At 61.5% G+C, this 20,946-nt stretch carries 25 protein-coding genes; 16 read left to right on the forward strand and 9 right to left on the reverse strand.

The features are described from left to right. Nucleotides 1-77: 77 nt before the first annotated feature. Nucleotides 78-1,373 (forward strand): NAD(P)/FAD-dependent oxidoreductase, encoded by a 1,296-nt coding sequence (locus tag AC6CH8_RS00315; protein ID WP_498188177.1) that lies wholly within the window; start codon nucleotides 78-80, stop codon nucleotides 1,371-1,373. Here AC6CH8_RS00315 and AC6CH8_RS00320 read toward each other — a convergent pair. Beyond that, a complete protein-coding gene (locus AC6CH8_RS00320; protein WP_498188178.1) occupies nucleotides 1,359-1,643 on the reverse strand; it encodes a DUF3040 domain-containing protein in 285 nt (94 codons plus the stop codon). The two genes, AC6CH8_RS00315 and AC6CH8_RS00320, sit on opposite strands and share 15 nt — an antisense overlap. Nucleotides 1,644-1,851: 208 nt before the next feature. On the opposite strand from AC6CH8_RS00320, the gene AC6CH8_RS00325 reads away from it, so the two are divergent. Continuing rightward, nucleotides 1,852-2,313, forward strand: coding sequence for a GatB/YqeY domain-containing protein (locus tag AC6CH8_RS00325; RefSeq protein WP_054809390.1), 462 nt, complete (start codon nucleotides 1,852-1,854; stop codon nucleotides 2,311-2,313). A gap of 5 nt (nucleotides 2,314-2,318) precedes the next feature. On the opposite strand, the gene AC6CH8_RS00330 is transcribed toward AC6CH8_RS00325, so the two are convergent. From AC6CH8_RS00330 to AC6CH8_RS00340, 3 genes are all read right to left on the reverse strand, one after another. Continuing rightward, entirely contained in the window at nucleotides 2,319-3,050 is a 732-nt protein-coding gene (locus AC6CH8_RS00330) for a DUF72 domain-containing protein (protein WP_498188181.1), read from the reverse strand. 60 nt (nucleotides 3,051-3,110) lie between these two features. After that, nucleotides 3,111-3,329 (reverse strand): hypothetical protein, encoded by a 219-nt coding sequence (locus tag AC6CH8_RS00335; RefSeq protein ID WP_420180269.1) that lies wholly within the window; start codon nucleotides 3,327-3,329, stop codon nucleotides 3,111-3,113. Between the two features lie 117 nt (nucleotides 3,330-3,446). Beyond that, nucleotides 3,447-3,905 (reverse strand): MarR family winged helix-turn-helix transcriptional regulator, encoded by a 459-nt coding sequence (locus AC6CH8_RS00340; RefSeq protein WP_178996166.1) that lies wholly within the window; start codon nucleotides 3,903-3,905, stop codon nucleotides 3,447-3,449. A 139-nt stretch (nucleotides 3,906-4,044) separates the two neighbouring features. On the opposite strand from AC6CH8_RS00340, the gene AC6CH8_RS00345 reads away from it, so the two are divergent. The 12 genes from AC6CH8_RS00345 (at nucleotide 4,045) to AC6CH8_RS00400 (ending at nucleotide 14,551) form a co-directional block, all read left to right on the forward strand. Next, entirely contained in the window at nucleotides 4,045-5,013 is a 969-nt protein-coding gene (locus AC6CH8_RS00345) for an SDR family NAD(P)-dependent oxidoreductase (protein ID WP_498188184.1), read from the forward strand. Between the two features lie 2 nt (nucleotides 5,014-5,015). Continuing rightward, complete coding sequence (locus AC6CH8_RS00350; RefSeq protein WP_091465648.1) at nucleotides 5,016-5,906, forward strand: amidohydrolase family protein; 891 nt, start codon at nucleotides 5,016-5,018, stop codon at nucleotides 5,904-5,906. A 1-nt stretch (nucleotide 5,907) separates the two neighbouring features. Further along, nucleotides 5,908-7,131 carry an acyl-CoA dehydrogenase family protein gene (locus tag AC6CH8_RS00355; protein WP_498188186.1) on the forward strand — a complete coding sequence of 408 codons (1,224 nt, stop codon included), beginning with the start codon at nucleotides 5,908-5,910 and terminating at the stop codon, nucleotides 7,129-7,131. A gap of 54 nt (nucleotides 7,132-7,185) precedes the next feature. After that, nucleotides 7,186-7,641 carry a MaoC family dehydratase gene (locus AC6CH8_RS00360; RefSeq protein WP_091465649.1) on the forward strand — a complete coding sequence of 152 codons (456 nt, stop codon included), beginning with the start codon at nucleotides 7,186-7,188 and terminating at the stop codon, nucleotides 7,639-7,641. 55 nt (nucleotides 7,642-7,696) lie between these two features. Continuing rightward, nucleotides 7,697-9,022: an MFS transporter gene (locus tag AC6CH8_RS00365; protein WP_091465651.1), complete on the forward strand. Its 1,326-nt coding sequence runs from the start codon at nucleotides 7,697-7,699 to the stop codon at nucleotides 9,020-9,022. A 12-nt stretch (nucleotides 9,023-9,034) separates the two neighbouring features. Then, nucleotides 9,035-10,585, forward strand: a complete 1,551-nt coding sequence (gene menE, locus AC6CH8_RS00370; RefSeq protein WP_498188189.1) for an o-succinylbenzoate--CoA ligase — start codon at nucleotides 9,035-9,037, stop codon at nucleotides 10,583-10,585. Continuing rightward, nucleotides 10,582-11,052: a DUF3237 domain-containing protein gene (locus AC6CH8_RS00375; RefSeq protein WP_498188191.1), complete on the forward strand. Its 471-nt coding sequence runs from the start codon at nucleotides 10,582-10,584 to the stop codon at nucleotides 11,050-11,052. Before menE ends, AC6CH8_RS00375 begins: the two co-directional genes overlap by 4 nt. 169 nt (nucleotides 11,053-11,221) lie before the next feature. Continuing rightward, a complete protein-coding gene (locus tag AC6CH8_RS00380; protein WP_091465656.1) occupies nucleotides 11,222-11,719 on the forward strand; it encodes a DUF805 domain-containing protein in 498 nt (165 codons plus the stop codon). A gap of 127 nt (nucleotides 11,720-11,846) precedes the next feature. Next, the gene (gene lhgD / locus AC6CH8_RS00385) at nucleotides 11,847-13,067 is read left to right on the forward strand and encodes an L-2-hydroxyglutarate dehydrogenase (RefSeq protein ID WP_498188194.1); all 1,221 of its coding nucleotides are present in this window, start codon (nucleotides 11,847-11,849) and stop codon (nucleotides 13,065-13,067) included. Between the two features lie 77 nt (nucleotides 13,068-13,144). Beyond that, nucleotides 13,145-13,360 carry a hypothetical protein gene (locus tag AC6CH8_RS00390; protein WP_498188195.1) on the forward strand — a complete coding sequence of 72 codons (216 nt, stop codon included), beginning with the start codon at nucleotides 13,145-13,147 and terminating at the stop codon, nucleotides 13,358-13,360. A gap of 126 nt (nucleotides 13,361-13,486) precedes the next feature. Continuing rightward, complete coding sequence (locus AC6CH8_RS00395) at nucleotides 13,487-13,789, forward strand: DUF4193 domain-containing protein (protein WP_420180278.1); 303 nt, start codon at nucleotides 13,487-13,489, stop codon at nucleotides 13,787-13,789. 216 nt (nucleotides 13,790-14,005) lie between these two features. After that, entirely contained in the window at nucleotides 14,006-14,551 is a 546-nt protein-coding gene (locus AC6CH8_RS00400; RefSeq protein ID WP_498188197.1) for an AMIN-like domain-containing (lipo)protein, read from the forward strand. A gap of 112 nt (nucleotides 14,552-14,663) precedes the next feature. Here AC6CH8_RS00400 and AC6CH8_RS00405 read toward each other — a convergent pair whose 3' ends face one another. The 3 genes from AC6CH8_RS00405 to AC6CH8_RS00415 are packed head-to-tail and all read right to left on the reverse strand — an operon-like array spanning nucleotide 14,664 to nucleotide 17,368. Further along, complete coding sequence (locus AC6CH8_RS00405; RefSeq protein WP_498188199.1) at nucleotides 14,664-16,202, reverse strand: APC family permease; 1,539 nt, start codon at nucleotides 16,200-16,202, stop codon at nucleotides 14,664-14,666. A 12-nt stretch (nucleotides 16,203-16,214) separates the two neighbouring features. Further along, complete coding sequence (locus AC6CH8_RS00410; protein ID WP_498188200.1) at nucleotides 16,215-17,240, reverse strand: agmatine deiminase family protein; 1,026 nt, start codon at nucleotides 17,238-17,240, stop codon at nucleotides 16,215-16,217. Further along, the gene (locus AC6CH8_RS00415; RefSeq protein ID WP_498188202.1) at nucleotides 17,237-17,368 is read right to left on the reverse strand and encodes a hypothetical protein; all 132 of its coding nucleotides are present in this window, start codon (nucleotides 17,366-17,368) and stop codon (nucleotides 17,237-17,239) included. The genes AC6CH8_RS00410 and AC6CH8_RS00415 overlap by 4 nt, the downstream gene beginning before the upstream one ends. 309 nt (nucleotides 17,369-17,677) lie before the next feature. Here AC6CH8_RS00415 and AC6CH8_RS00420 point away from each other — a divergent pair, with 309 nt between their 5' ends. Then, nucleotides 17,678-19,144 carry an HNH endonuclease gene (locus tag AC6CH8_RS00420; protein ID WP_498188204.1) on the forward strand — a complete coding sequence of 489 codons (1,467 nt, stop codon included), beginning with the start codon at nucleotides 17,678-17,680 and terminating at the stop codon, nucleotides 19,142-19,144. Here AC6CH8_RS00420 and map read toward each other — a convergent pair. Further along, nucleotides 19,137-19,916, reverse strand: a complete 780-nt coding sequence (gene map / locus AC6CH8_RS00425) for a type I methionyl aminopeptidase (RefSeq protein WP_498188206.1) — start codon at nucleotides 19,914-19,916, stop codon at nucleotides 19,137-19,139. The two genes, AC6CH8_RS00420 and map, sit on opposite strands and share 8 nt — an antisense overlap. Nucleotides 19,917-19,983: 67 nt before the next feature. Between map and AC6CH8_RS00430 the strand changes: the two genes are divergently transcribed. After that, complete coding sequence (locus tag AC6CH8_RS00430; RefSeq protein WP_091465668.1) at nucleotides 19,984-20,286, forward strand: helix-turn-helix domain-containing protein; 303 nt, start codon at nucleotides 19,984-19,986, stop codon at nucleotides 20,284-20,286. Between the two features lie 2 nt (nucleotides 20,287-20,288). Here AC6CH8_RS00430 and AC6CH8_RS00435 read toward each other — a convergent pair whose 3' ends face one another. After that, nucleotides 20,289-20,870 (reverse strand): helix-turn-helix domain-containing protein, encoded by a 582-nt coding sequence (locus AC6CH8_RS00435; protein WP_178996192.1) that lies wholly within the window; start codon nucleotides 20,868-20,870, stop codon nucleotides 20,289-20,291. Between the last annotated feature and the right edge of the window lie 76 nt (nucleotides 20,871-20,946).

The raw sequence follows: 20,946 nt of genomic DNA on the forward strand, positions 1-20,946 counted from the left end.
ACAGGGCCAGAAGATAAACGCTCGACGGCGATCGCGAACCCCTGTTGTCCGGAGGTGGAGTGAAGTAAGTTGCTCGCATGGAGGACTCATACCCAGTCATCATTGTCGGTGCCGGATTCGCGGGCGTAGCAGCAGCCAAGGAGCTCGGGCGCAAGGGTGTTCGCGTCTTGCTGATCGACTCGAACAACTACCACCAGTTCCAGCCGCTTCTTTATCAAGTGGCAACCTCGCAAATCGGAGTGTCGGCCATCGCCCGGCCGCTTCGTTCGGTTTTCCGCCGCTACAAAACAGTCAAGGTTCTGACGTCGAAGGTGGAATCCGTTAGCGCCGCTGATCGAGTGGTCAGGACGTCTGATGGTCGCGTCATGCGTGCCGATATCCTGGTCATCGCGGTCGGGGCGGTCCCGAACTTCTTCAATACCCCCGGCGCGGAAGAGCATGCCTTTCCGCTGTATTCGGTCACCGATGCCACGAGGCTTGGGACGGGCCTCACCCGGTTGTTGGACCAGGCTGACAGAAACCCCGACGGGTCGGTGGATGTCGTTGTGGTGGGAGGCGGGCCCACTGGTGTTGAAACGGCTGGAGCAATGGCCGAAAACGTCAAATACGTTGTGAGCAAGTACTTCTCGCCGGAGCTGGCAGCGCGTTGTCGGGTGCATCTGGTGGATATGGTTCCCAGTGTCCTGAACATGTTCTCCAAGAAGTCCCAGAGCTATGCCACGGACCACTTGACGAAGGTGGGAGTCCAACTGCACATGGGTGTGGGCGTGACTGAAGTCCGGCAGGACGGGGTGACTTTGGCGGACGGGAGTTCTGTACCCGGACAAATCGTGGTGTGGGCCGGGGGCCTGAAAGCGGGCGACCTCATTGCCGGCTCGGGTCTTGCTCAGGGGAGAGGCGGGCGTATCGATGTCCGTACCGACTTGACTGCCCCGGATGCGGAAGGCGTCTACGTCATTGGAGATGCAGCCAACATCACGGATTCAACGGGTGCAAAATTGCCGCAACTGGGTTCGGTCGCTCAACAGGCCGGAAAATGGGCCGCTAAGAACATCCTCGCGGAGCTCAGTGGTGGCAGCCGGACGCCCTTCCGCTATGTGGACAAAGGCTATATGGCGATGGTGGGGCGTGGCGCCGCAGTGGCAGAGCTGGGCCGCAAGCGCCTCCAGTTGCAAGGCATCCTTGCCTTCTTGTCCTGGCTTTTGGTGCACCTCGCACTGTTGTCCGGGGTCCAACAAAAGATCCGGGCCTTGTTCTCCTGGCTCAACGGCTACCTCCTCCACAGCCCTGCGCAGGTAGTGGTCAGCGGACCGATTGAGAAGGAACCAACGGAACAGGATCCGCCGGGTGCATTGCCTTCAAAGGAGTCTTGACGAGGACTCGTTTTTGTAAGTCCTGTGAGCCAAAAGTGCTTGGGCAACAAGGAGTATGCCGGCCAAGGCAAGCGGAAATACGTGCAGAGGGATGGACAGCAGGATCAACAGCACTCCGACGGCGGCGGCCATGACGTCGCGGATGCGGGGTTGAACAGGACCGCCTACGGGAACCCCGGATTCCAATTGCCGGGCCAAATCCGGGTCTTGGATGAAGAGCTCGCGCTCAAGCTGCTGCAGTACTTTGCGCTCCCTTTCTGAAAGTGGCATGGGAGTTCCTCCTAAGCGCTACGGCTCCTTTGTGCGGTTGGCATATCAGCTGGTTTCGCGGGCAAACCTGATTTCCAGTGACTCGATAAGCTAAGCATGCTTACTATTCAGATTTCAAGCATGAATTCTGTGTTCGTGCGGAGGGAGACCCGCTTGAGCACCCAAGCTGGAAAGATAGCAGGAGGAACCCCGAACAAGGAGCAACATCATGACACTCAAAGAGCGCTTGAAAGCCGACGTCGTCGACCACATGAAGGCCGGCAACAAGACCGCCCTTACTACTGTCCGCAACGTGCTGGGCGAGATTACTACCCGCGAGAAGTCCGGGAAGACTCCGGTGGAGCTGGACGACGCCCAGGTCACATCACTGCTTCAAAAGGAAGCCGCCAAGCGCCGGGACACAGCCCGCATCTACACGGAGGCCGGCGAAAATGACCGTGCAGCCGCCGAAGTTGCTGAGGCTGAAATCATCGAGGCTTACCTGCCGAAGGCCCTCACCAGGGAAGAAGTAGAGGCGATCGTCGACGACGCCATCCAGGCACTGAAGGCTGACGGTCAAGAGCTTTCCATGCGTTCCATCGGAGCCGTGATGAAGCCCGTCACCGCCAAGGTTGCAGGACGTTTTGACGGCAAGACTGTAAGCGAGATCGTGCGCGGACGCTTGGCGTAGTGAGGTCAGCCGACCCCAAGCAGCCACCGCAAAGTGTCAGCATTCCGCACGGCGTTACCACCGCCGTCGTTGTTGAAGTAGACGTAGACATCCTTGCCGGCGCCGTCCCACTCGCGAATCCGGTCCGCCCACCATTGGAGATCGTCATCGGAGTATGAGCCGCCGTAGAGGTGCTCATGGTCCGGGCCGTGCAGTCGAACGTACACGAACGGTGCGGTGGCCCGGAGGATGCACGGCAGATGGGCGCCACTCATGATGCAGTAGGCAGCACCTCGGCGTTCCAGCAGGGCGTAGACGTCCGGGTGGTCCCAGCTGTCATGGCGAAACTCGACGGCGACGCGAATCCACTGCGGGAGGGTAGCCAGGAAGTAGTCGAGGCGGGCTTCGTCGCGTTCAAAACCTGGCGGGAGCTGCGCCAGCAGCACAGCCCTTTTGTCGCCGAGTTCGTGCCAGCAGCGGACGATCCGTTCCACCCAAACTTCTGGACTATATAGTTTTTTGCCGTGCGTGAGGCCCCGCGGCGCTTTCACCGACATGGCAAAGCCGGGCGGGAGCCGCTCCCTCCAACTCGCGAAGGACGTGTCGCGAGGCCATCGGTAGAAACTGGCATTCAGTTCCACCGTGTTGAACCGGGCTGTGTAGTGGGCCAGGCGCTTGGCAACAGGGAGGCCCGCGGGATACAGCACGTTCTCCCAATGGTCGTAGCTCCAGCCCGAGGTGCCGATGTGGATGCCCATGAAGTGGATGGTAGCGGGTTATTCACAGGAAAGGGTGGCTGGCTTGGGAGGCTCACAAGACTAGTGCCGCCCAGTGGTCCTCGCCATCAAGGCCTGGAGGTCTTCGGCGACTTTGGCTACCTCACGCTGCCGTGAGCTTCGCACAGGCTTGGAGCCATGTGTTGCCTGCCGGGCCGGCCGGTTGGTGGCACGGGTCTGGCGGTGGATTTGAGGATCACGAACAGGTGCGTCAACGGTGACGGTGCCCTGCAGGGGATCGTGGAAGAGAGGGAAGTTCATAGTCTCCGATCCTGACAGAAGAGCCAGGATGCCGATATGGACAGGTGCATACGGTAGCCGGGGGCTCCTGTGCAGATGTCCATCGATCGCCCCAAGTTCGGGCCGGCGGCGCCGAGCCTAGCCCCACAGCGCTTTCTTCAGCAGCGCCCTTAGCTGCGCGTTCTCATCCTCGCTAAGCGCCGCGAGTTGGGTTTGCTCGCACACTTCCAGCGCTGCCCGCGCCTTGTTGTGGATCCGTCGGCCCTCGGTTGTGGAGACGATGATCTTGGCTCGGCGGTCCTGCTTGCCTTGGGCTCGCTTCACCAGTCCGCGGTGTTCGAGGTCGTCGACAAGGCTGACCACTTGGCTGGGATCTAGGCTGAGGAAATCAGCGAGCTCACGTTGGGTAGGTTCCAACCCGCTGCACGCGAGTGTCAGCACGGAGAAAGACCGCTCCCGGAGGCCGTAATCAGCCAGGGCCTTGTTGTTCAGGAGTGAGCCTGTGGCATGCAGTTTGGCCAGCAACAGACCCACATCGCTGCCGATTTTTGCTCCGGCCAGGCGCGGGGTTTCCACTTCGGTGCTTTGCGGGCCCATGACAACTCCAATAGTAATGAAAAACAATCGTTGACTTTTTCAATGATCCGTATTCTCATTGATCATGACAAGGATCTCACGACGCAGTGGGATCGGCCTCACCGGCTCCAGCCGGTTACTGCATGCGAAGGAGCACGCCATGAGCTTGAACGGCAAGGTTGCAATCGTCACTGGAAGTGGACAGGGTCTTGGACTCGCTTACGCGAGGGAGCTCGCCCGCCAGGGTGCCGCCGTCGTGATCAACGACGTGAACGCTGAGACCGCCGCACAGGCTGTTGCACTGATTGAGGCCGACGGCGGCCGGGCCACCGCCGTGGTGGTTCCGGTGGGGAGCACGGATGCTGCGAAGGCTTTGGTGGCCGGCGCTGTTGCAGCGTTTGGCCGCTTGGACATTCTGGTAACGAACGCCGGGATCCTGCGGGACAAGAGCCTGCTGAAGATGACCGATGAGGACTTTGACCTGGTCATTAACGTGCACTTGAAGGGGACTTTCACGTGCGTCCGGGAGGCGTTTGCGTACTTCAAGGAGAACAACATCGCCGGCCGGATCATCACCATCGGTTCGCCGACCGGCCAGCGCGGCAATTTCGGGCAGACAAACTACGCTGCAGCAAAGGCCGGGATTGTGGGCATGGTTCGGACATGGGCGCTGGAGATGAAAAAGGCTGGCGTGACCGTCAACTCCGTGATCCCGGTGGCCGCTACGGCCATGACCAAGACTGTTCCGTACTTCCAGAAGGCTGTTGAGGCGGAGGAACGAGGTGAGGCGATGCCGTCCTTCTTCCGTCACGACCTCGGTTTTGGAACGGCCGACGACGTCGCCGGGCTGATCGCGTTCCTTGCCTCAGATGCAGCTGGCGGGATCACCGGCCAGGCGATCGGTGCCGGCGGTGACCGGCTGCAGGTTTGGACGCACCCGACGGCGGCGAGCACCGAATACCGTGAGGGCGGCTGGAGCTACGAGGCACTGAAGGAAAGTGCCGGATCACTGTTCGGTGCGAGTGCTTTGCAAAGCTTCGGTGAGGACTTCCTGCCGCTTCCCGAGGACCTGCAGCCCGAACCGGCTAGGCCTGAAGCGGCTAAGCCGGAAGCAGCCCAGGCACGCTGATCATGGCCGACCGCTACGAACTGGGCATCGATGCTTCCGCGCTCGATGCGATCGACATGCACGTCCACCTCGAAGTGGACAGCTGTGGTCATGGCTCACTCCCTGAGGCCCTGACCGAGGCTTCGGCAAAGTATTTCAAAGCCGAAGATCGAACGCCGTCGCTGGACCGGATCGCCGAGGTGTACCGCGAGCTGAACATGGCCGCCGTCGTCTTCACTGTTGACGCCCGGACCCAGCTCAAGCACGAACCGAACAGCATTCCGGAACTGATTGCCGGGGCTGCCCGGAACAACGATGTGCTGATCCCGTTCGGCAGTGTGGATCCCCGCACGGGCGAGGAAGCGATCGCCGGGGCGAAGCACCAGGCCGTGGAGCTCGGTGCCCGTGGGTTCAAGTTCCACCCGTCGCTGCAGGGTTTCGACCCCTCCAACGAGACGTTCTATCCACTGTGGGAAACCCTCCAGGAACTGGGACTTCCGTGTATCTTCCACACAGGCCAGAACGGTATGGGCGCCGGTCTTCCGGGCGGATATGGGATCAAGCTGGCTTACTCAAACCCGTTGTTACTGGACGCCGTGGCCGCTGACTTCCCTGGGCTGCAGATCATCATGGCCCACCCTTCTGTACCGTGGCAGGACGAAGCGAACTCCATCGCGACGCACAAATCCAACGTCTTCATTGACCTGTCCGGATGGTCGCCCAAGTACTTCCCGGAGTCGCTGGTTCGTCTATCCAATTCGGTGCTGCAGGACAAAGTGCTGTTCGGAACGGACTTCCCGCTGATCACGCCGCAGAAGTGGCTGGGTGCGTTCGCTGACCTGCCACTGAAGGACGAAGTGCGGCCCAAGATCCTCAAGGACAACGCCGTCCGGCTACTCGGGCTGGGTGGTTGAAGTGACCACCACGGCGAGCGCGGTGGCCAGCGTGGATCAGCGACTGTACTCCGTAGCGGACTGGTACGACGCCGAAGCGCTGCTGACCACCGGGGAACGCCAAGTTCTTGGCCGGCTCCGGAACTTCCTTGACACCCAGGCGAAACCTTTGCTGGCCGAGTACTGGGAGCGGGGCGAGTTCCCGGAACAACTCTCTCAACCATTGATCGACCTTGACCTGATGGAACCGGCTGATCTCACGGTGGACGCCCCGGCAAGGGGGATCTTCCACGGCTTCCGGATCTTCGAACTTGCCCGCACTGATGCGTCGTTGGCTACGTGGTACACGGCTCAGGCTGGTTTGTTCCGGACCGCGATCCGGGTGGGGGCGTCCGAAGAGCAGCAGAAGGAGTGGATGCCCAAGGTCATCGATTTCTCGCTCAAGGGCGTCTTCTCACTGACTGAACCCGAGCATGGTTCGGACATCGCCGGCGGGCTTTCCACCACCGCCCGTTTCGATGCCGATCTCGACGGCGGCAGCTGGGTTCTGGATGGTGCGAAGCGGTGGATCGGGGGAGCTTCCACGGCGGATGTGCTGTGTGTGTTCGCCCGTGACGTCGCGGACGGTCAGGTCAAAGCTTTCCTCGTGGACCGAACTGCTGCCGGTGTCAGCCTGGAGAAAATCCATGGGAAGACCTCGCTGCGGATGATGCAGAACGCCCACATCACGTTGAACAATGTCCGGGTTCCCGAGGCCATGCGCCTGCATAACGTGGATTCCTTCAAGGACGTCGCCGCGATGCTGCGCGCGATGCGCTCGGACGTTGCATGGATCGCCACCGGCATCCAAGCAGGCGCGTTCGAGGCTGCATTGACGTACGTCAAAGAACGCCAGCAGTTCGGCCGGTCGCTGGGTTCCTTCCAGCTGGTGCAGGAAAAGCTGGCACGGATGCTGGGAAACATCACCGCGTCACTCTCCCTGGTGGTTCGGCTCACCGAACAGCAGGGCTGGGGGATCTATAGGGACCAGGATTCGGCCCTGGCCAAGATGCAGACCAGTCTGATGATGCGCGAAACCGTCGCCCTCGCCCGCGAAGTGGTAGGCGGTAACGGCATCACCCTCGCCGCCGACGTCGCGCGTTTCCATGCCGACGCTGAAGCTGTCTATTCCTACGAAGGCACCCACGAGATCAACGCCCTCATCATCGGCCGCGCCCTCACAGGCGAGGGCGCGTTCACCCGCTAAGCGCCTGCTCTTCAGGCAACAACCAGTATTCAAACAACAACACAGGAGGCAAAGATGCCCAATCTCGTCGTCGATTTCGACACCCTGCTCACCATGTCCGGCAAGGACCTTGGCACCACCGATTACCGTGAGATCACCCAGCAGCAGATCAACCTGTTCGCCGATGCCACGGATGACCAGCAGTGGATCCACACCGATCCTGAACGCGCCAAGGACGGCCCCTTTGGAGCCCCTATCGCACATGGCTTCCTCACCCTGTCCCTGATCATCCCGTTCTGGGGCGAGCTGTTCGACGTCGAAGGCGTGACCACCAAGGTCAACTACGGCCTGGACAAAGTCCGCTTCACCTCCCCGGTGAAAGTCGGCTCCAAAGTCCGCATGAAGGGCTCCATCGCCGAAGTCACCGAAGTCAAAGGCGGCGCCCAGATCAAGGTCAACGCCACCATCGAAATTGAAGGCCAGGAACGGCCAGCTGTCGTCGCCGAGTTCCTCGCCCGTTTCTACAAGTAGGAACCGTTTCTACAAGTAAAAATCATTCCCTTCCCTCCTCTCCCAAGGAACAGCCATGTCAGGACACACTGCGCTCGCACCGTCGAGCACGGCCGCAAAGCGCAAAGAGGCGCGCACGGTCATCATGTCCAGCTATCTGGGCAGCACCATAGAGTTCTACGACTTCCTGCTGTACGCAACGGCTGCAGCGGTTGCCTTCCCCAAGGTGTTTTTCGCCGGTACTGATGAGTGGGTGGGCGTAGTGGCCGCGTATGCCACGTTCGCTGCCGGCTATGTTGCCCGCCCTTTGGGTGGCATCATCTTCGGGCACTTCGGCGACAGAATCGGCCGCAAGGGCATGCTCATCATCTCCATGGCGATGATGGGTATTGCCTCCACGTTGATTGGCCTGATTCCTGGAGCCAGCGTCATCGGTCCTTGGGGTGCCGTGATTCTGGTGGTCCTGCGCGTCTGCCAGGGAATCGCCGTCGGCGGTGAATGGGGTGGGGCCGCACTAATGGCTTTGGAGCATTCGGATCCCAAGCGGCGCGGTTTCGCGGCGTCGTTCGTGAACGCCGGTGCCCCGACAGGCGCAGTTCTCGGCACCCTGGTCATGGGCATCTTCTCGGCCCTTCCCCAGGACGCGTTCTTGGCCTGGGGTTGGCGTGTGCCGTTCCTGTTGTCCTTCGTGCTCTTGATCGTGGGCATGTTCGTCAGGCTGCGGGTTTCCGAGAGCCCCATCTTCGCCGAAGCCGTCGCCAAGGAAAGCGCACAAGGTACCAAACGCAAGATCCCGCTGCTGGAAGTGCTGAAGCGTCCCAAGGCGCTCATCATGATCATGTTTGCCGGTGCCGCCGGATTCGGCCTGCAGGTAGTGCTGCCCACGTTCTCAGTGACCTATGCAGTATCAAAGGGCGCACCCCAGCAAGGCGTGCTCTATGCTTTCGCAGGTGCCTCGGCCATCTCCATCCTGTTCGTCCTGCTGGGTGGCAGGCTCTCTGATCGCTTCGGACGCCGTCCCGTCATGGTCACCGGCCTGGCATTGTTCATCCTTTACCTGTTCCCGATGTTCGGGATGCTCAGCTCCGGCAGCATCGCCTTGGTCTTCCTGGCCTTCACGGTGGCGCTGATCCTGCATTCTTCCCTCTACGGACCGCTGGCAGCGTTCGTTTCCGAGCAGTTCGGCACCACTAACCGCTATACCGGTGCTGCCGTCGGTTACCAGTTGGCGACGCTGATCGGTGCTGGTTTCACCCCGGGAATCGTTGCCGGACTCTACAAGGACGCCGGCCAGAGCATCGTCCCGGTGGTGGTGTTCCTGTCCGTCATGTCGCTGGTATCGATTGTCTTCATCCTGCTGACGCGGGAGTCTAAGAACAACGACCTCTCTACGGTCAGTTAGGAGTACGGCACCATGGACAACAACGGAGTTGGATCCTGGCTGCACCGGCGCCGGATCAAGTCCGGGACCAAAACGGCTGTCATTTCCGGTGGGAAGACTTTGAGCTACGCGGACCTTGCAGACAGGACCGACCGTTTGGCCCAGGCCCTCAAGGACAGGGGAGTGGCCAAGGGGGACAGGGTGGCTTACCTCGGCGAGAATCACCCATCTTTTGTGGAGACGTTCTTCGCCTGCGGACTGCTGGGCGCGATCTTCGTCCCGCTCAACACCCGGTTGGCGGCCCCTGAGCTGCAGTTTCAACTGCAGGACTCAGGCGCGCGGCTCATGGTCAGTTCAGCATCTTTGGAGGTTGCCGCCGCCGCATCCTCCCTCGACACAGAGATAACCCACCGTCTTGTGGTCGCGTCCGACGACGTTACTGAGACGTCCGCTCTCAAGCTGCCATCCGGCGTCGAGCACTATGGCGAGGTGCTTGACGCCGCATCTGCGGCGCCGCTGGATGAAGCCGTAACGCTGGACGACGCCGCCATGATTCTCTACACCTCAGGCACCACCGGCAAGCCCAAGGGGGCGCTCCTTACGCACGGCAACATCACCTGGAACTGCATCAACACGGTGGTGGACATGGACCTGAACCGCAACGATGTGGCGCTCATGATTTCGCCGCTGTTCCACGTGGCGTCCCTGGACATGGGCCTGCTTCCGATGCTGCTCAAGGGCGCAACGGTGGTGCTTGAATCCAAGTTCGACGCCGGCCGCGTACTGGAACTGGTGGGGCAGCACAAGGTCACCACGCTCAACGGTGTCCCAACCACGTTCCAGATGCTCTGTGACCATCCCGGGTGGTCGACGGCGGACCTCACATCACTGGACAAGCTCACCTGCGGCGGCTCCGCGGTTCCGCAGAGGGTGCTGGACGCGTACGAGCAGCGCGGCATCGGATTCACCAGCTGCTACGGCATGACTGAAACCGCGCCCGGGGCCACCATGTTGCCGGTCTCCGCATCCAAGGAGAAGGCTGGGTCTGCCGGGCTTCCACACTTCTTTACGGACGTGCGGATAGCCGATCCACTGGGCGGCGTTGCCGGCGTCGGTGAGGTGGGCGAGATCCAAATCTCCGGACCCAACGTGATCAAGGAGTACTGGAACCGGCCAGAAGCCACGGGTGAAAGCTATTCCGGTTCATCGTGGTTCCGCTCCGGCGACATGGGCTACCAGGATGACGAAGGTTTCCTGTTCGTCTCGGACCGCATGAAAGACATGATCATTTCCGGTGGCGAGAACATTTACCCGGCCGAGGTGGAGGCTGCCATTGCGGAGCTGCCCGCTGTGGGGAGCGTAGCCGTGATCGGAGTTGATGACGAGAAATGGGGAGAAGTGCCCCGGGCGATCGTCACTTTGCGGGACGGCGAATCCCTGACCGAGGAGCAACTGCGCTCGCATCTTGAGGGCCGGCTGGCGCGGTACAAGATTCCCAAGTCGGTGGTTTTCGTCGAGGAGATGCCGCGAACCGCCAGCGGGAAAATCCGGAAGACGGACCTTCGACAGCAATACGCCCGGTGAGGACCATTCCGGAGCCGCCCGCCTTGACGTTCCTTACCACCTTGAGAGTCAACGTAGGCGAACCTATTGATGCCGGTATTACTCCGGAGGGACACCGGCGGATCGTGCCCATTGTCGGGGGCACAGTAACCGGGCCACAGTTACAAGGGCGTGTAATGCCGGCGGGGGCTGACTACCAAATTCTCCGAAGTTCTGAACTGACGGAGCTGGATGCCAGGTACGCCCTGGAGCTCGATGGTGGAGCCGTGGTTTACGTGCACAACCTGGCTCTCCGCCACGGGGCCGCGGAGGACATTGCCCGGCTTAATAGGGGAGAAGATGTGGACCCTGGACTGATCTACTTCCGGTGCACCCCGCGGTTTTCCACTGCTGCACCGGAGTGGGCCTGGCTGAATCACACGATCGCGGTGGGAACGGGGCGCCGCCGCCCGGATGCGGTGGAAATCGACGTCTTCGCAGTCGGCTAGAGCAATGGAAGATGCTGTTCAGCCAACGAAATATTCCGTTACCAAGCTAAATCCGGGTTAATTTCCTCCATCGAACTGCCTAATTCGCTGTTGGGGCATTACGATAAGCACGACTCACTCTGAGTAAGACGCTTCGTCCCAACTCACACCTAACCCGGGGGATATAAAAATGAGCACTTACCCGCAACAACCGCAACAGACCGAACAGTACGGCGCACAGACCGGCGAGCCGCCGCTGTGGGCCCCTTACTACGGTGCCCCGATTGGCGCCGCTGTAAAGCGTTTCTTCAAGAAGTACGCCGACTTCTCCGGCCGTGCGAGCCGTAGCGAATACTGGTGGTGGACCTTGGTTTCCGCCATCGTAACCACCATCCTCAACACCCTCGCAACAGTCGTCGGCTCAGCAGGAGCAACCGTCAGCGATTCCGGCGTTGTCACTCTCGGCGGCGGAGCCATTGCGTTCTACGTCATCCTGGGCATCTGGGGCCTGGCAACACTCGTCCCGTCCCTCGCGCTGCTGGTTCGCCGCCTGCATGATGGCAACTTCACTGGCTGGCTTGCCCTGCTTGTCCTGGTGCCGTTCCTTGGCGTCCTCGCAGTATTCGTCCTCTCGCTCCTGCCGTCCAACCCGGCCGGTCAGCGTTTCGACAAGCCCGCGGCTGCCTAGTCCTTCACGCATCAAACAAAGGGGTGGCACTTCCAGTGCCGCCCCTTTTGCGTGCCATCCCCGGGCCCGCGCCACACGCTGTGAAATGCTGTGAGTGACACGGACCGACCCAATGACGAGGAGTGCCATGCCCAACCCTCCACAGATGAGGACCATCAAGCGGTGCGCCGTGGTGGGTGGCGGCATCATCGGTGTTGCGGTGGCGAGGGAACTTGCCAACAAACTAGACGACGCCCAGGTCACCGTCTACGAAAAGGAAGACCGGCTCGCCGCACACCAAACCGGGCACAACTCGGGTGTGGTCCACGCAGGCCTCTATTACGAACCCGGCGGGCTGAAAGCAAAGCTGTGCCGCAGGGGAGTGGAGCTGCTGCAGGAATTCTGTGCCATGAAGAACCTGCCCTACGAAGCATGCGGGAAGCTGGTCATCGCCCAAACACCCGGGGAATCGGATCGCTTGGACAACATCTTCGCCCGCGCCACAGCCAACGGCGTTCCCGGCGCACGGATGCTGCATGGCGAGCAGATACGCGAGGTGGAGCCGAACGCCGTCGGGCTTTCCGCTTTGCACTCGCCGGAAACGGCGATCGTTGACTACACGGCCATCACCAACGCGCTCGCCGAGGACGTCCGCAGCTCGGGCGGGACCATCCGCCTGGGGCAGGAAGTGACAGCGCTCGAGCAACAGGGCAGCGGCGTGGTGGTCACCACCAAGGACGGCGGCGAACATTATGACCTCGTCGTGGCCTGCGCAGGTCTCCAGTCGGACCGCTTGGCCGAGGCGGCCGGCGAGGCGGCAACGCCACGGATCGTACCGTTCTTCGGGCAGTATTTCCTCTTGGGCAAGGAAGCGCGGGAGCAAGTGCGCGGCCTTATTTACCCGGTACCCGATCCCAAGCATCCGTTCCTGGGAGTGCACCTCACCAAACGCATCGACGGTGAAATGATGCTGGGACCCAATGCGTTTATCTCCTTTGGCCGAGAGTCCTATACGTGGAGCGAAATTAATGTCCGCGACGTCCTGAATTACACGCTCTTTCCGGGATTCTGGAACTTTGCCCGGCAAAATGTGCCCTCAGCTGTTCGTGAATTCCAGACCGTGGTGAGCAAGAAAAAGTTCATCCGGGAGGCCATGCGCTTTGTACCCTCACTTGAGGGTGCCACCATTCTTCCCGGCACCCGCGGCGTCCGCGCGCAGGCCATGAACGGAGACGGTTCGTTGCTGGACGACTTTGTGATTGCACGACGACGGGACACAGTTTTGGTGCGCAACGCACCGTCCCCGGGGGCTACTTCGTCCATGGCCATAGCGGAGTACATCGTGGAGCAGGCTTTGCAGGACCGATAAACCGTGCTGCCGGACAGTTAACAAGCTCGTGACCAACTGGAAACTGCCCCCAAACCCGGGGTGGCTACCGTTGGCGCATGATCGGATCACTGGCCTCGCTTGCCTCCACAGTCGGTACCACCATCGCGGCCTGGATCGAGGCAGCCTACGTCCTGGATTGCAGGGTCGAGGAGGACGCTGAGGGGCCTGAGTACATGAGTAATTTGGTGTGGCTCCCGGCCCTCAGCGGTGTCACAGTGGCGAGTGCGCAGGCCATCCAAGCGAACGCCGCGAGGGTGGGCACAGGGTCCTAGAAGCTGCATGGAAAGCTGCAGAATGTCGCGTTGGGCACACCATTCGTTTATCGCGTGTAACATGCCCTAAACTGCTTCACTGAGGTGCCGAGATAGGCACTATGCAGCAACGAAAGCGAACCCTCAATGGCTACTGATTACGATGCCCCGCGCAAGACAGAAGAAGAGTCTCCCGCTGAATCCCTTGAGGCCCTTCAGGCATCACGTGGGAACACTGCACAGACTGCGGTCATCGACGTCGAGGAAAACGATACCGCTGAAGGAATCGACCTTCCCGGCGCCGATCTTTCCGGTGAAGAGCTGACCGTCATTGTGGTCCCGGAGCAGTCTGACGAATTCACGTGTGGTTCCTGCTTCCTGGTCCGCCACAGGTCCCAGATTGCGCTGGAAAAGAACGGTCTCAAGTACTGCCAGGACTGTGAAGGCTAAGTAACGCCCGGGTCTCGTTATCTTGGGTTACGAACACGTGCCCGAAGAGCCCCCGAGCGCCCACTAAACACCCACAAAACTGCCTGTCAATGACCCTCTTGTGATCACACTGGCCCCCGTTTAACGGTTGCGCGCCGAAGCGGCCACAACCCATCCAAAGCCCCCTGCGCACTCCTACTGTTGAAGTATCAACTTCGCCTGAAGGGGGCACAAAAAATGAGGAAATTTGGAGCGGGTCTGGCAGCGGCCCTGGCAGCTGCAGGGCTCGGTCTGGTGGCGCCGGGGCCAGCCTCGGCAGCAACATACTGCGGTATCTCGTGGGGTTCCATGGCCAAGGCCGATCTCGACTGGAGCTCCGCCCATGTCACTGGCGTTCGCACTGGTCAGCAGCCCTGCTACGACCGTCTGGTGATTGATATGACCGGCAAGGTGGCCGGTTTCGTGGTTCAGTACGTTCCGGTTGTGACCCAGGATGCCACTGGCTACCCCATCCCGGTGCTGGGGGATGCTGATCTTCAAGTGATGGTGACGGCGCCGTCGTACAACCAGTACAGCCAGCCGACCTACGAACCGGCAGCCAAGGCCGAACTGTCCAACGTTTCCGGGTACCAGACGTTCCGGCAGGTTGTTTTTGCGGGCAGTTTTGAGGGCACCACGAGCATTGGGCTGGGCGTCCGGGCCCGGCTTCCGTTCCGGGTGTTCACCTTGGACGGACCCGACGGCGGGTCTCGCCTGGTAGTGGACGTCGCCCACCGCTGGTAGGAAGCGCTGCCGCTACTCCCCAAAACACGGGAAAGCGGCGAGTTCGCGGGAAACTTCCCTGCGAACTCGCCGCTTTCCCACGAACTCGGTGGAAGGCGAACTCGGGCCGCGGTTACTCCGGAACTACCAGGGCCGGCGTATCCTTCCGGATGGTCTCGCCGCGGAAGAATCCGGGCCGAACGCGGGACATGATCAGCATGACCACGGCACCCAAGGCCAGGATCCCGATGCCCAGGACAAAGACGACCCCCACTCCGAAGACCTCCGAACCACTGCCAAACTCAGGAGCCCAGCTGTCCACGGCGGTCTGCAGGAACACCACGAACAGGCCTACGCCACCGATCAGCGGGCATACAAGCCGCAGGAAGAAGTTCCTGGCGCTGGAGAACACGCTGTTTCGGAAGTACCAGACGCAGGCGATGGCTGTGAGTCCGTAGTAGAAGCAGATCATCAGGCCCAAGGCCAGGATGGTGTCGTTCAGGACGTTCTCGCTGATCACGTGCATCACCGCGTAGAAGCCCGCGGACAGGACGCCGGCCGCAATGGTGGCGAAGCCCGGCGTCGAGAACTTCTTGCTCATGTGGCTGAAGCGCTCCGGCAGGGCGCCGTAGTGCGCCATCGCCAAAAGGCTGCGCGAAGGCGAGGTGAACGTGGACTGCAGGGATGCCGCAGAGCTGGAGAGTACTGCGAGGGACATGAGGATCGCGAACGGACCCATGACCGGTGACGCGAGTGCAGTGAAGACGTTGGCGTGGTTTTCCTCGTTGTTCAGGCCGATTCCGGTGTCTCCGACTCCTGCGAACATCAACGTCGCGATAGTGACCAGGAGGTAGATGCCCAGGACGATCACGGCTGTCAGGGTTCCGGCGAGACCGGCGGTTTTCTTGCCGTTGGCGGTTTCCTCGTTGACCGTGAGGCAGACGTCCCAGCCCCAATAGACAAAGATCGACAACGAGATGCCGGCCGCGATCTGGCCGAAGGTTTCGATCTTGGTGACGTCGAACCAGTCCCAGCTGAACGGAACAGCGGTTTCGGACGTGGACCAGTTGGCGAACGCCATGGCGACGAACATTCCGAGTACCAGCAACTGGAATCCCACCAGGCCGTACTGGACGATCTTGGTGGTGTGCAGTCCGCGGTAGCTCACCCAGACGGCAAGCGCCACGAAAACGAAGCATGTGGCAACGTTGAGCAACTTGTTTGAGGCCAGGTCGGCGAGCTCGGGTGAGCCCGTGGCCTGTGCCAGGAACAGGTAGAAGAAGTCCACGGCGACGCCGGCCAGGTTGGACAGGACAATGATGTTGGCTGCGAGCAAACCCCAACCACCCATCCAGCCCACCCACGGACCGAAGGCCTTGGTGACCCACGTGAAGGTGGTGCCGCTGTCCGGGGAGTCTGCGTTGAGCTCCCGGTAAGCCAGCGACACGAGGATCATCGGGATGAACCCGATCAGGAAAATGACGGGCAACTGGAGCCCGACTTCATTGACGGTTGGACCCAGGGCGCCGGTCAGCGTGTACGCCGGGGCGATGGTTGAAATGCCAAGAACGACGACGGCGAGGAGCCCCAACTGCCCCGTCTTCAGTCCCTTGCCGCTAATGTCGTGCGACTCTGCAGCTTCATTGCCGCTGCGGCGGATTGTCTGGCTCATGTGAGGCCCTTTCTAGATGGCCGAAGGCTGCTGCTGGGTAATGCAGTGGATACCGCCGCCCCGTGCGAAGAGTTCGCGCGCGTCGACACCGACCACGCGGCGTCCGGGGTAGGCGTCGGCGAGAATGCGGAGTGCTTTCTCGTCCATGGGGTCGTTGAAAGTGCAGGCGATAACACCGCCGTTGACCACGAGGTGGTTGATGTAGCTGTAGTCCACAAACCCCTCATCGTCGCGAAGGGTTTCCGGGGCGGGAACTTCAATGATGTTCCAGTCCCGGCCGGCTGCGTCTTGGGTGGTGCGCAGGAAGTCGATGATCTCGCGGGAGACCTTGTAATCGGGGTGCTCGGGGTTCTGCTGGGAATGGACCAGAAGGGTGCCCGGGGCCGGAATCGCGGCCACGATGTCCACATGGCCGCGGGTGCCGAACTTTTCGGAGTCACGGGTGAGGCCGCGAGGAAGCCACACCACGTGGGTGGCGCCGATGGTGCGGGCAAGTTCCTGCTCGATGTCTGCCTTGGTCAGGCCGGGATTTCGACCCTGATCGAGCTGCACAGTCTCAGTGACCAGGACGGTGCCTTCGCCGTCAACTTGAATGCCACCGCCCTCGTTGACAATCCCCGACGGGAGGTGCCGGGCGTAGGCGCGGCCGCTGATGTCCTCGGCAATGAGCGAGTCCTTGTCCCACTCCGCCCAGTCCTGAGCGCCCCAGCCGTTGAAGATCCAGTCCACCGCGCCCAGTTGCTTGTTGGAATCCAGTACGAACGACGGTCCGATGTCCCGCATCCAAGCATCGTTGAGGTCTGCGGTTATTACCTCGACGCGAGGGTCCAGATAGCCCGCAGCCGTGTCGACGTCGTCGGGCGATATCACCATGGTTACGGGCTCGAATTCAATGATGGCGTTAGCCACCGCTGCCCAAGTGGAACGAGCCGCATGGGCCTCTTCTTCGGTGTCACCCAGGGTGTATCCGCTCGTGGGGAAGGCCATCCAGACGCGGTCCTGCGGAGCCGTTTCCGACGGCATGCGCCAGGCGCTCACGCGGTAGCTGCCTGGGTTGATTCTGCGGCGGGATTGACGTTGGGATGGACCAGCCCGACCGGGCGGACGTGCGTTGCTGGGTGGGTAGCGATGGAAGTTGGGGCTTCCAGGTGTCTGATTTCAATCATGGGGGCTTTACTCCGTGAGACGACTGTCACTAAATGAATAGCGTTCATTTAGTATGACGGGAGTCACCCTTCAGCGCAAGACGCGAGTGGCGGCCGCTCTTTTGTGACCGGCGTGTGTCACCCGGCACGGGGGTGGGCTGGCTGGTCCCGCGTTCGTTCGCTGCACGACCCGCACGGCGGTGAGTCACACGGATAAGGATGGGTTCGGGGTGTGCTGGATTCTGGTGTGCTGAATTCAGGGCTGGCTGGTTTTCCACATAGGAGTATTGCCGCCTTATGGTGCTTCTTGCTCGCTGGAAGAGTGGGCGTATGGAGCAAATGCGGGAGGGCGAAGCGATTGATGCAGTCGCGCTTCGTCGCGCTCCGGACGTTGGAGGCTCTCCGGATGGGCCCCGCGTTTCCGATCTCCTCTCGCTCCTGAGCACGGTCCGCTTGGGGGCGGATAGCGCCGGGCTGATCGACCAAATCCGCGGGCTGGAAAACCTGAAATCGGCAATTGTGGCCGTGCAGGCCCGGGCGGCTGTGGCTTTTGATCTCGCCCAGCGTGCCGAGCAAGCCGAGGCCGGTGTCCCTGCGTCCGAGCGTGGCAACGGGTCGGGTGCCCAGGTCGCGTTGGCCCGGAGGGAGTCACCGAACCGCGGGTCCCGGCTGCTGGGTTTGGCTAAAGCCCTCGTGATGGAGATGCCGCGGACTTTGGCTGCGTTGGAGTCGGGCCAGTTGAATGAGTGGCGGGCCACGCTGCTGGTGAAGGAGACCGCGTGCCTCTCTGCTGAGGACCGGTGCGCGGTGGATGAAGAGCTCGCCCCTGATACCGGGATCTTCGATGGTGCCGGGGATAATGTGATCGTTGCGGCGGCGAAAGCTGCGGCGTATCGGCGGGATCCTCGGTCGGTGGCTGGGCGTGCCAGCCGTGCCGCAGCCGAGCGTACTGTGAGCCTGCGCCCGGCGGAGGACGCGATGACCTACCTGACCGCCCTGCTGCCCGTGGCCCAAGGCGTGGCTGTCTACGCGGCTCTCTGCCGGGCTGCTGATTCGGGCCGTTTCGGCGGTGATGCCGGATCCGGTGGTGGCGCGGGGTCTAGCGGGGTTGCCGGGTCTGGCGGGGTTGTCAGGACCCGTAATCAGGTCATGGCCGACACCTTGGTCGAACGCGTCACGGGCACACCTGGCGGGATTTCAGGAATCAACCTGGACCTTGTCATAACTGACCGCACCCTGTTCCAAGGCGACAGCGAACCGGCCCGGCTCAAGGGCTACGGAATCGTCCCCGGAGAATGGGCAAGAACTTTGGTTGGTGAAGAGCAGTCCACCGAGTCCGAGGAGTTTCAGCTCTGGCTTCGCCGGCTCTACACAGCGCCGGCCACGGGAGAACTCCTGACCATGGACTCCAAGGCAAGGCTCTTCCCTGGTCGGATGCGGCGCTTCATCGAAACCCGCGACAACACCTGCCGAACACCTTACTGCGACGCGCCCATCCGCCACATCGATCACATCGTCTCCTGGCGTTCAGGTGGAACCACCACCATGGAGAACGGCGCCGGGCTCTGCGAAGCGTGCAACCATACCAAGGAAAACCCCGGCTGGAAGAGTAGGCCGCTTGCCGAAGATGTGCACACTCTGGAACTCCGCACGCCCACAGGGCACACCTATCGCTCCAAGGCGCCGAGCCTGCCAGGCTACTTCCGTGGCTCAGCGCCGTCGTCGGAGCTGCCCGAACCTGCTGCACGACCAAGCCCGTCGCCAGCTGCACGCTCAAGCCCGTCGGTAATTAACTGACGAGCGTCGGCAGAGTGAGGATCTCTGCTCCGTTGTTGGTGATGGCGATGGTGTGCTCACTGTGTGCGGTCCGGCATCCTGTGGCGCTGCGGAGCGTCCATCCGTCGGCGTCCGTGACGAGCTGGGCGGTGTCGGCCATGACCCATGGTTCCAGGGCGAGCAGCAAGCCGGGGCGCAGCTTGTAACCGCGGCCGGGGCGTCCCATGTTCGGCACATGAGGCTCCTGGTGCATGGTGGAGCCAATGCCGTGGCCTCCGAACTCGGTATTGACGGGGTAGCCAGCCTCGCTGAGGACCGAGCCGATGGCGTAGGACAGGTCCCCAATGCGGGCGCCGGGCCGGGCTGCCGCTATGCCTGCGCGCAATGCCCGTTCGGTCGCTTCGATCATCGCGACACTTTCCGCCGGCTTCGACTCGCCCACGATGAAGCTGATGGCCGAGTCTGCTGCGATTCCGTCCTTCAAAACGGCCAGGTCGAGGGTCAGGAGGTCGCCGTCGGCCAGTTTGTAATCCGTGGGCAATCCGTGGAGGACGGCGTCGTTGACGCCCGTGCAGATGTAGTGGCCGAATGGCCCGCGTCCAAAGGAAGGAGCGTAATCGACGTAGCAGGAGACGGCCCCGGCTTCCAGGATCATGCTCTTTGCCCACCGGTCTATGTCCAGGAGGTTTGTGCCTACAGTTGCGCGGCCCTTTAGCGTGTGCAAAATGTTGGCGACCAGGGCGCCGGCCTCCTTCGCGCGGCCTAGCTCTGTGCGGCTAAGGATCTCAATCATGCGGGGCCTCTCGTGTGAAAACCAATAACTATCCCGGCCATATTATCCCGGTATTACAATTGGAGCCATGGTCAGGTTGCCGCTAACACCCGCAGAGGCCGAGCGTGGACAACGCCTCGGCGCTCTTCTGCGTCGCGCCCGGGGTGAGCGCTCCATGCTGGAGACGGCACTCGACGCCCGCGTCTCGCCCGAGACGCTCCGGAAGATAGAGTCGGGCCGGGTTGCGACGCCGGCTTTCCCTACCGTTGCTGCCATTGCCGATGTCCTCGGACTCTCCCTCGATGAGGTGTGGGCAGAAATTAACTTGCCCGAGCACGGTGTTGAGTCAGGCAGCTCGCGTCGGAGTGCGCGCGAATGGTTGGCTTCGTAGCCTCAGCGCTTGGGCCGTGCCCGCACGTGAAGGCGTTCACCCTGCTGCCCGAAGAGGGTTAGCAACTCCACTGGTTCTGCGGTGGCGCTGGCAAACCAGTGCGGTGTGCGCGTATCAAATTCCGCAACCTCACCGGGTTTCAGGACAAAGTCATTCTCGCCCAGCACCAACCGCAGCTTGCCGTTGAGGATGTACATCCAGTCGTACCCCTCATGGGATTGGGGCTGTGGAACCTCTTTTCCGGTTCCGCTCTTCAGCACCATTTTGAAGGCCTGGATGCCGCCGGGGCGGCGGGTCAGGGGAAGTGCGGTTCCCCACTCGTGAACGTGCGGTTTGAGGTGAATGCGGGGATCGCCCGTTTCCGGTGCGTCAATCAATTCTTCCAGCGGCACCTGATGCAACCTGGCAATGGGAAGGAGGAGTTCCAGTGTTGGCTTGCGTTGGCCTGATTCAAGCCTTGAGAGCGTACTGACAGATATACCCGTCCCTTCCGAGGCTTCCGCGAGGGTCACGTTGCGTTGGGTCCGCATGGCACGCAGCCGAGGGCCGACGGCGTCGAGCATTGTGCTGAAATCGGTAGTCATGCCTTTCATTTTGCCATATTGGCAAACTTCCTTGCTAATTCTGTGGGTGCTGACCAACCATGGAAAGAGCGGCATG

Source organism: Paenarthrobacter sp. GQ52, assembly GCF_059759005.1.

What these genes read in the sequence shown, in the direction of transcription:
- AC6CH8_RS00315 (WP_498188177.1), top strand. Translation starts at nt 78, where the DNA reads ATGGAGGACTCATACCCAGTCATCATTGTCGGTGCCGGATTCGCGGGC.
- AC6CH8_RS00320 (WP_498188178.1), bottom strand. Translation starts at nt 1,643, where the DNA reads ATGCCACTTTCAGAAAGGGAGCGCAAAGTACTGCAGCAGCTTGAGCGC.
- AC6CH8_RS00325 (WP_054809390.1), top strand. Translation starts at nt 1,852, where the DNA reads ATGACACTCAAAGAGCGCTTGAAAGCCGACGTCGTCGACCACATGAAG.
- AC6CH8_RS00330 (WP_498188181.1), bottom strand. Translation starts at nt 3,050, where the DNA reads ATGGGCATCCACATCGGCACCTCGGGCTGGAGCTACGACCATTGGGAG.
- AC6CH8_RS00335 (WP_420180269.1), bottom strand. Translation starts at nt 3,329, where the DNA reads ATGAACTTCCCTCTCTTCCACGATCCCCTGCAGGGCACCGTCACCGTT.
- AC6CH8_RS00340 (WP_178996166.1), bottom strand. Translation starts at nt 3,905, where the DNA reads ATGGGCCCGCAAAGCACCGAAGTGGAAACCCCGCGCCTGGCCGGAGCA.
- AC6CH8_RS00345 (WP_498188184.1), top strand. Translation starts at nt 4,045, where the DNA reads ATGAGCTTGAACGGCAAGGTTGCAATCGTCACTGGAAGTGGACAGGGT.
- AC6CH8_RS00350 (WP_091465648.1), top strand. Translation starts at nt 5,016, where the DNA reads ATGGCCGACCGCTACGAACTGGGCATCGATGCTTCCGCGCTCGATGCG.
- AC6CH8_RS00360 (WP_091465649.1), top strand. Translation starts at nt 7,186, where the DNA reads ATGCCCAATCTCGTCGTCGATTTCGACACCCTGCTCACCATGTCCGGC.
- AC6CH8_RS00365 (WP_091465651.1), top strand. Translation starts at nt 7,697, where the DNA reads ATGTCAGGACACACTGCGCTCGCACCGTCGAGCACGGCCGCAAAGCGC.
- menE (WP_498188189.1), top strand. Translation starts at nt 9,035, where the DNA reads ATGGACAACAACGGAGTTGGATCCTGGCTGCACCGGCGCCGGATCAAG.
- AC6CH8_RS00380 (WP_091465656.1), top strand. Translation starts at nt 11,222, where the DNA reads ATGAGCACTTACCCGCAACAACCGCAACAGACCGAACAGTACGGCGCA.
- lhgD (WP_498188194.1), top strand. Translation starts at nt 11,847, where the DNA reads ATGCCCAACCCTCCACAGATGAGGACCATCAAGCGGTGCGCCGTGGTG.
- AC6CH8_RS00390 (WP_498188195.1), top strand. Translation starts at nt 13,145, where the DNA reads ATGATCGGATCACTGGCCTCGCTTGCCTCCACAGTCGGTACCACCATC.
- AC6CH8_RS00395 (WP_420180278.1), top strand. Translation starts at nt 13,487, where the DNA reads ATGGCTACTGATTACGATGCCCCGCGCAAGACAGAAGAAGAGTCTCCC.
- AC6CH8_RS00400 (WP_498188197.1), top strand. Translation starts at nt 14,006, where the DNA reads ATGAGGAAATTTGGAGCGGGTCTGGCAGCGGCCCTGGCAGCTGCAGGG.
- AC6CH8_RS00405 (WP_498188199.1), bottom strand. Translation starts at nt 16,202, where the DNA reads ATGAGCCAGACAATCCGCCGCAGCGGCAATGAAGCTGCAGAGTCGCAC.
- AC6CH8_RS00415 (WP_498188202.1), bottom strand. Translation starts at nt 17,368, where the DNA reads ATGATTGAAATCAGACACCTGGAAGCCCCAACTTCCATCGCTACCCAC.
- AC6CH8_RS00420 (WP_498188204.1), top strand. Translation starts at nt 17,678, where the DNA reads ATGGAGCAAATGCGGGAGGGCGAAGCGATTGATGCAGTCGCGCTTCGT.
- map (WP_498188206.1), bottom strand. Translation starts at nt 19,916, where the DNA reads ATGATTGAGATCCTTAGCCGCACAGAGCTAGGCCGCGCGAAGGAGGCC.
- AC6CH8_RS00430 (WP_091465668.1), top strand. Translation starts at nt 19,984, where the DNA reads ATGGTCAGGTTGCCGCTAACACCCGCAGAGGCCGAGCGTGGACAACGC.
- AC6CH8_RS00435 (WP_178996192.1), bottom strand. Translation starts at nt 20,870, where the DNA reads ATGACTACCGATTTCAGCACAATGCTCGACGCCGTCGGCCCTCGGCTG.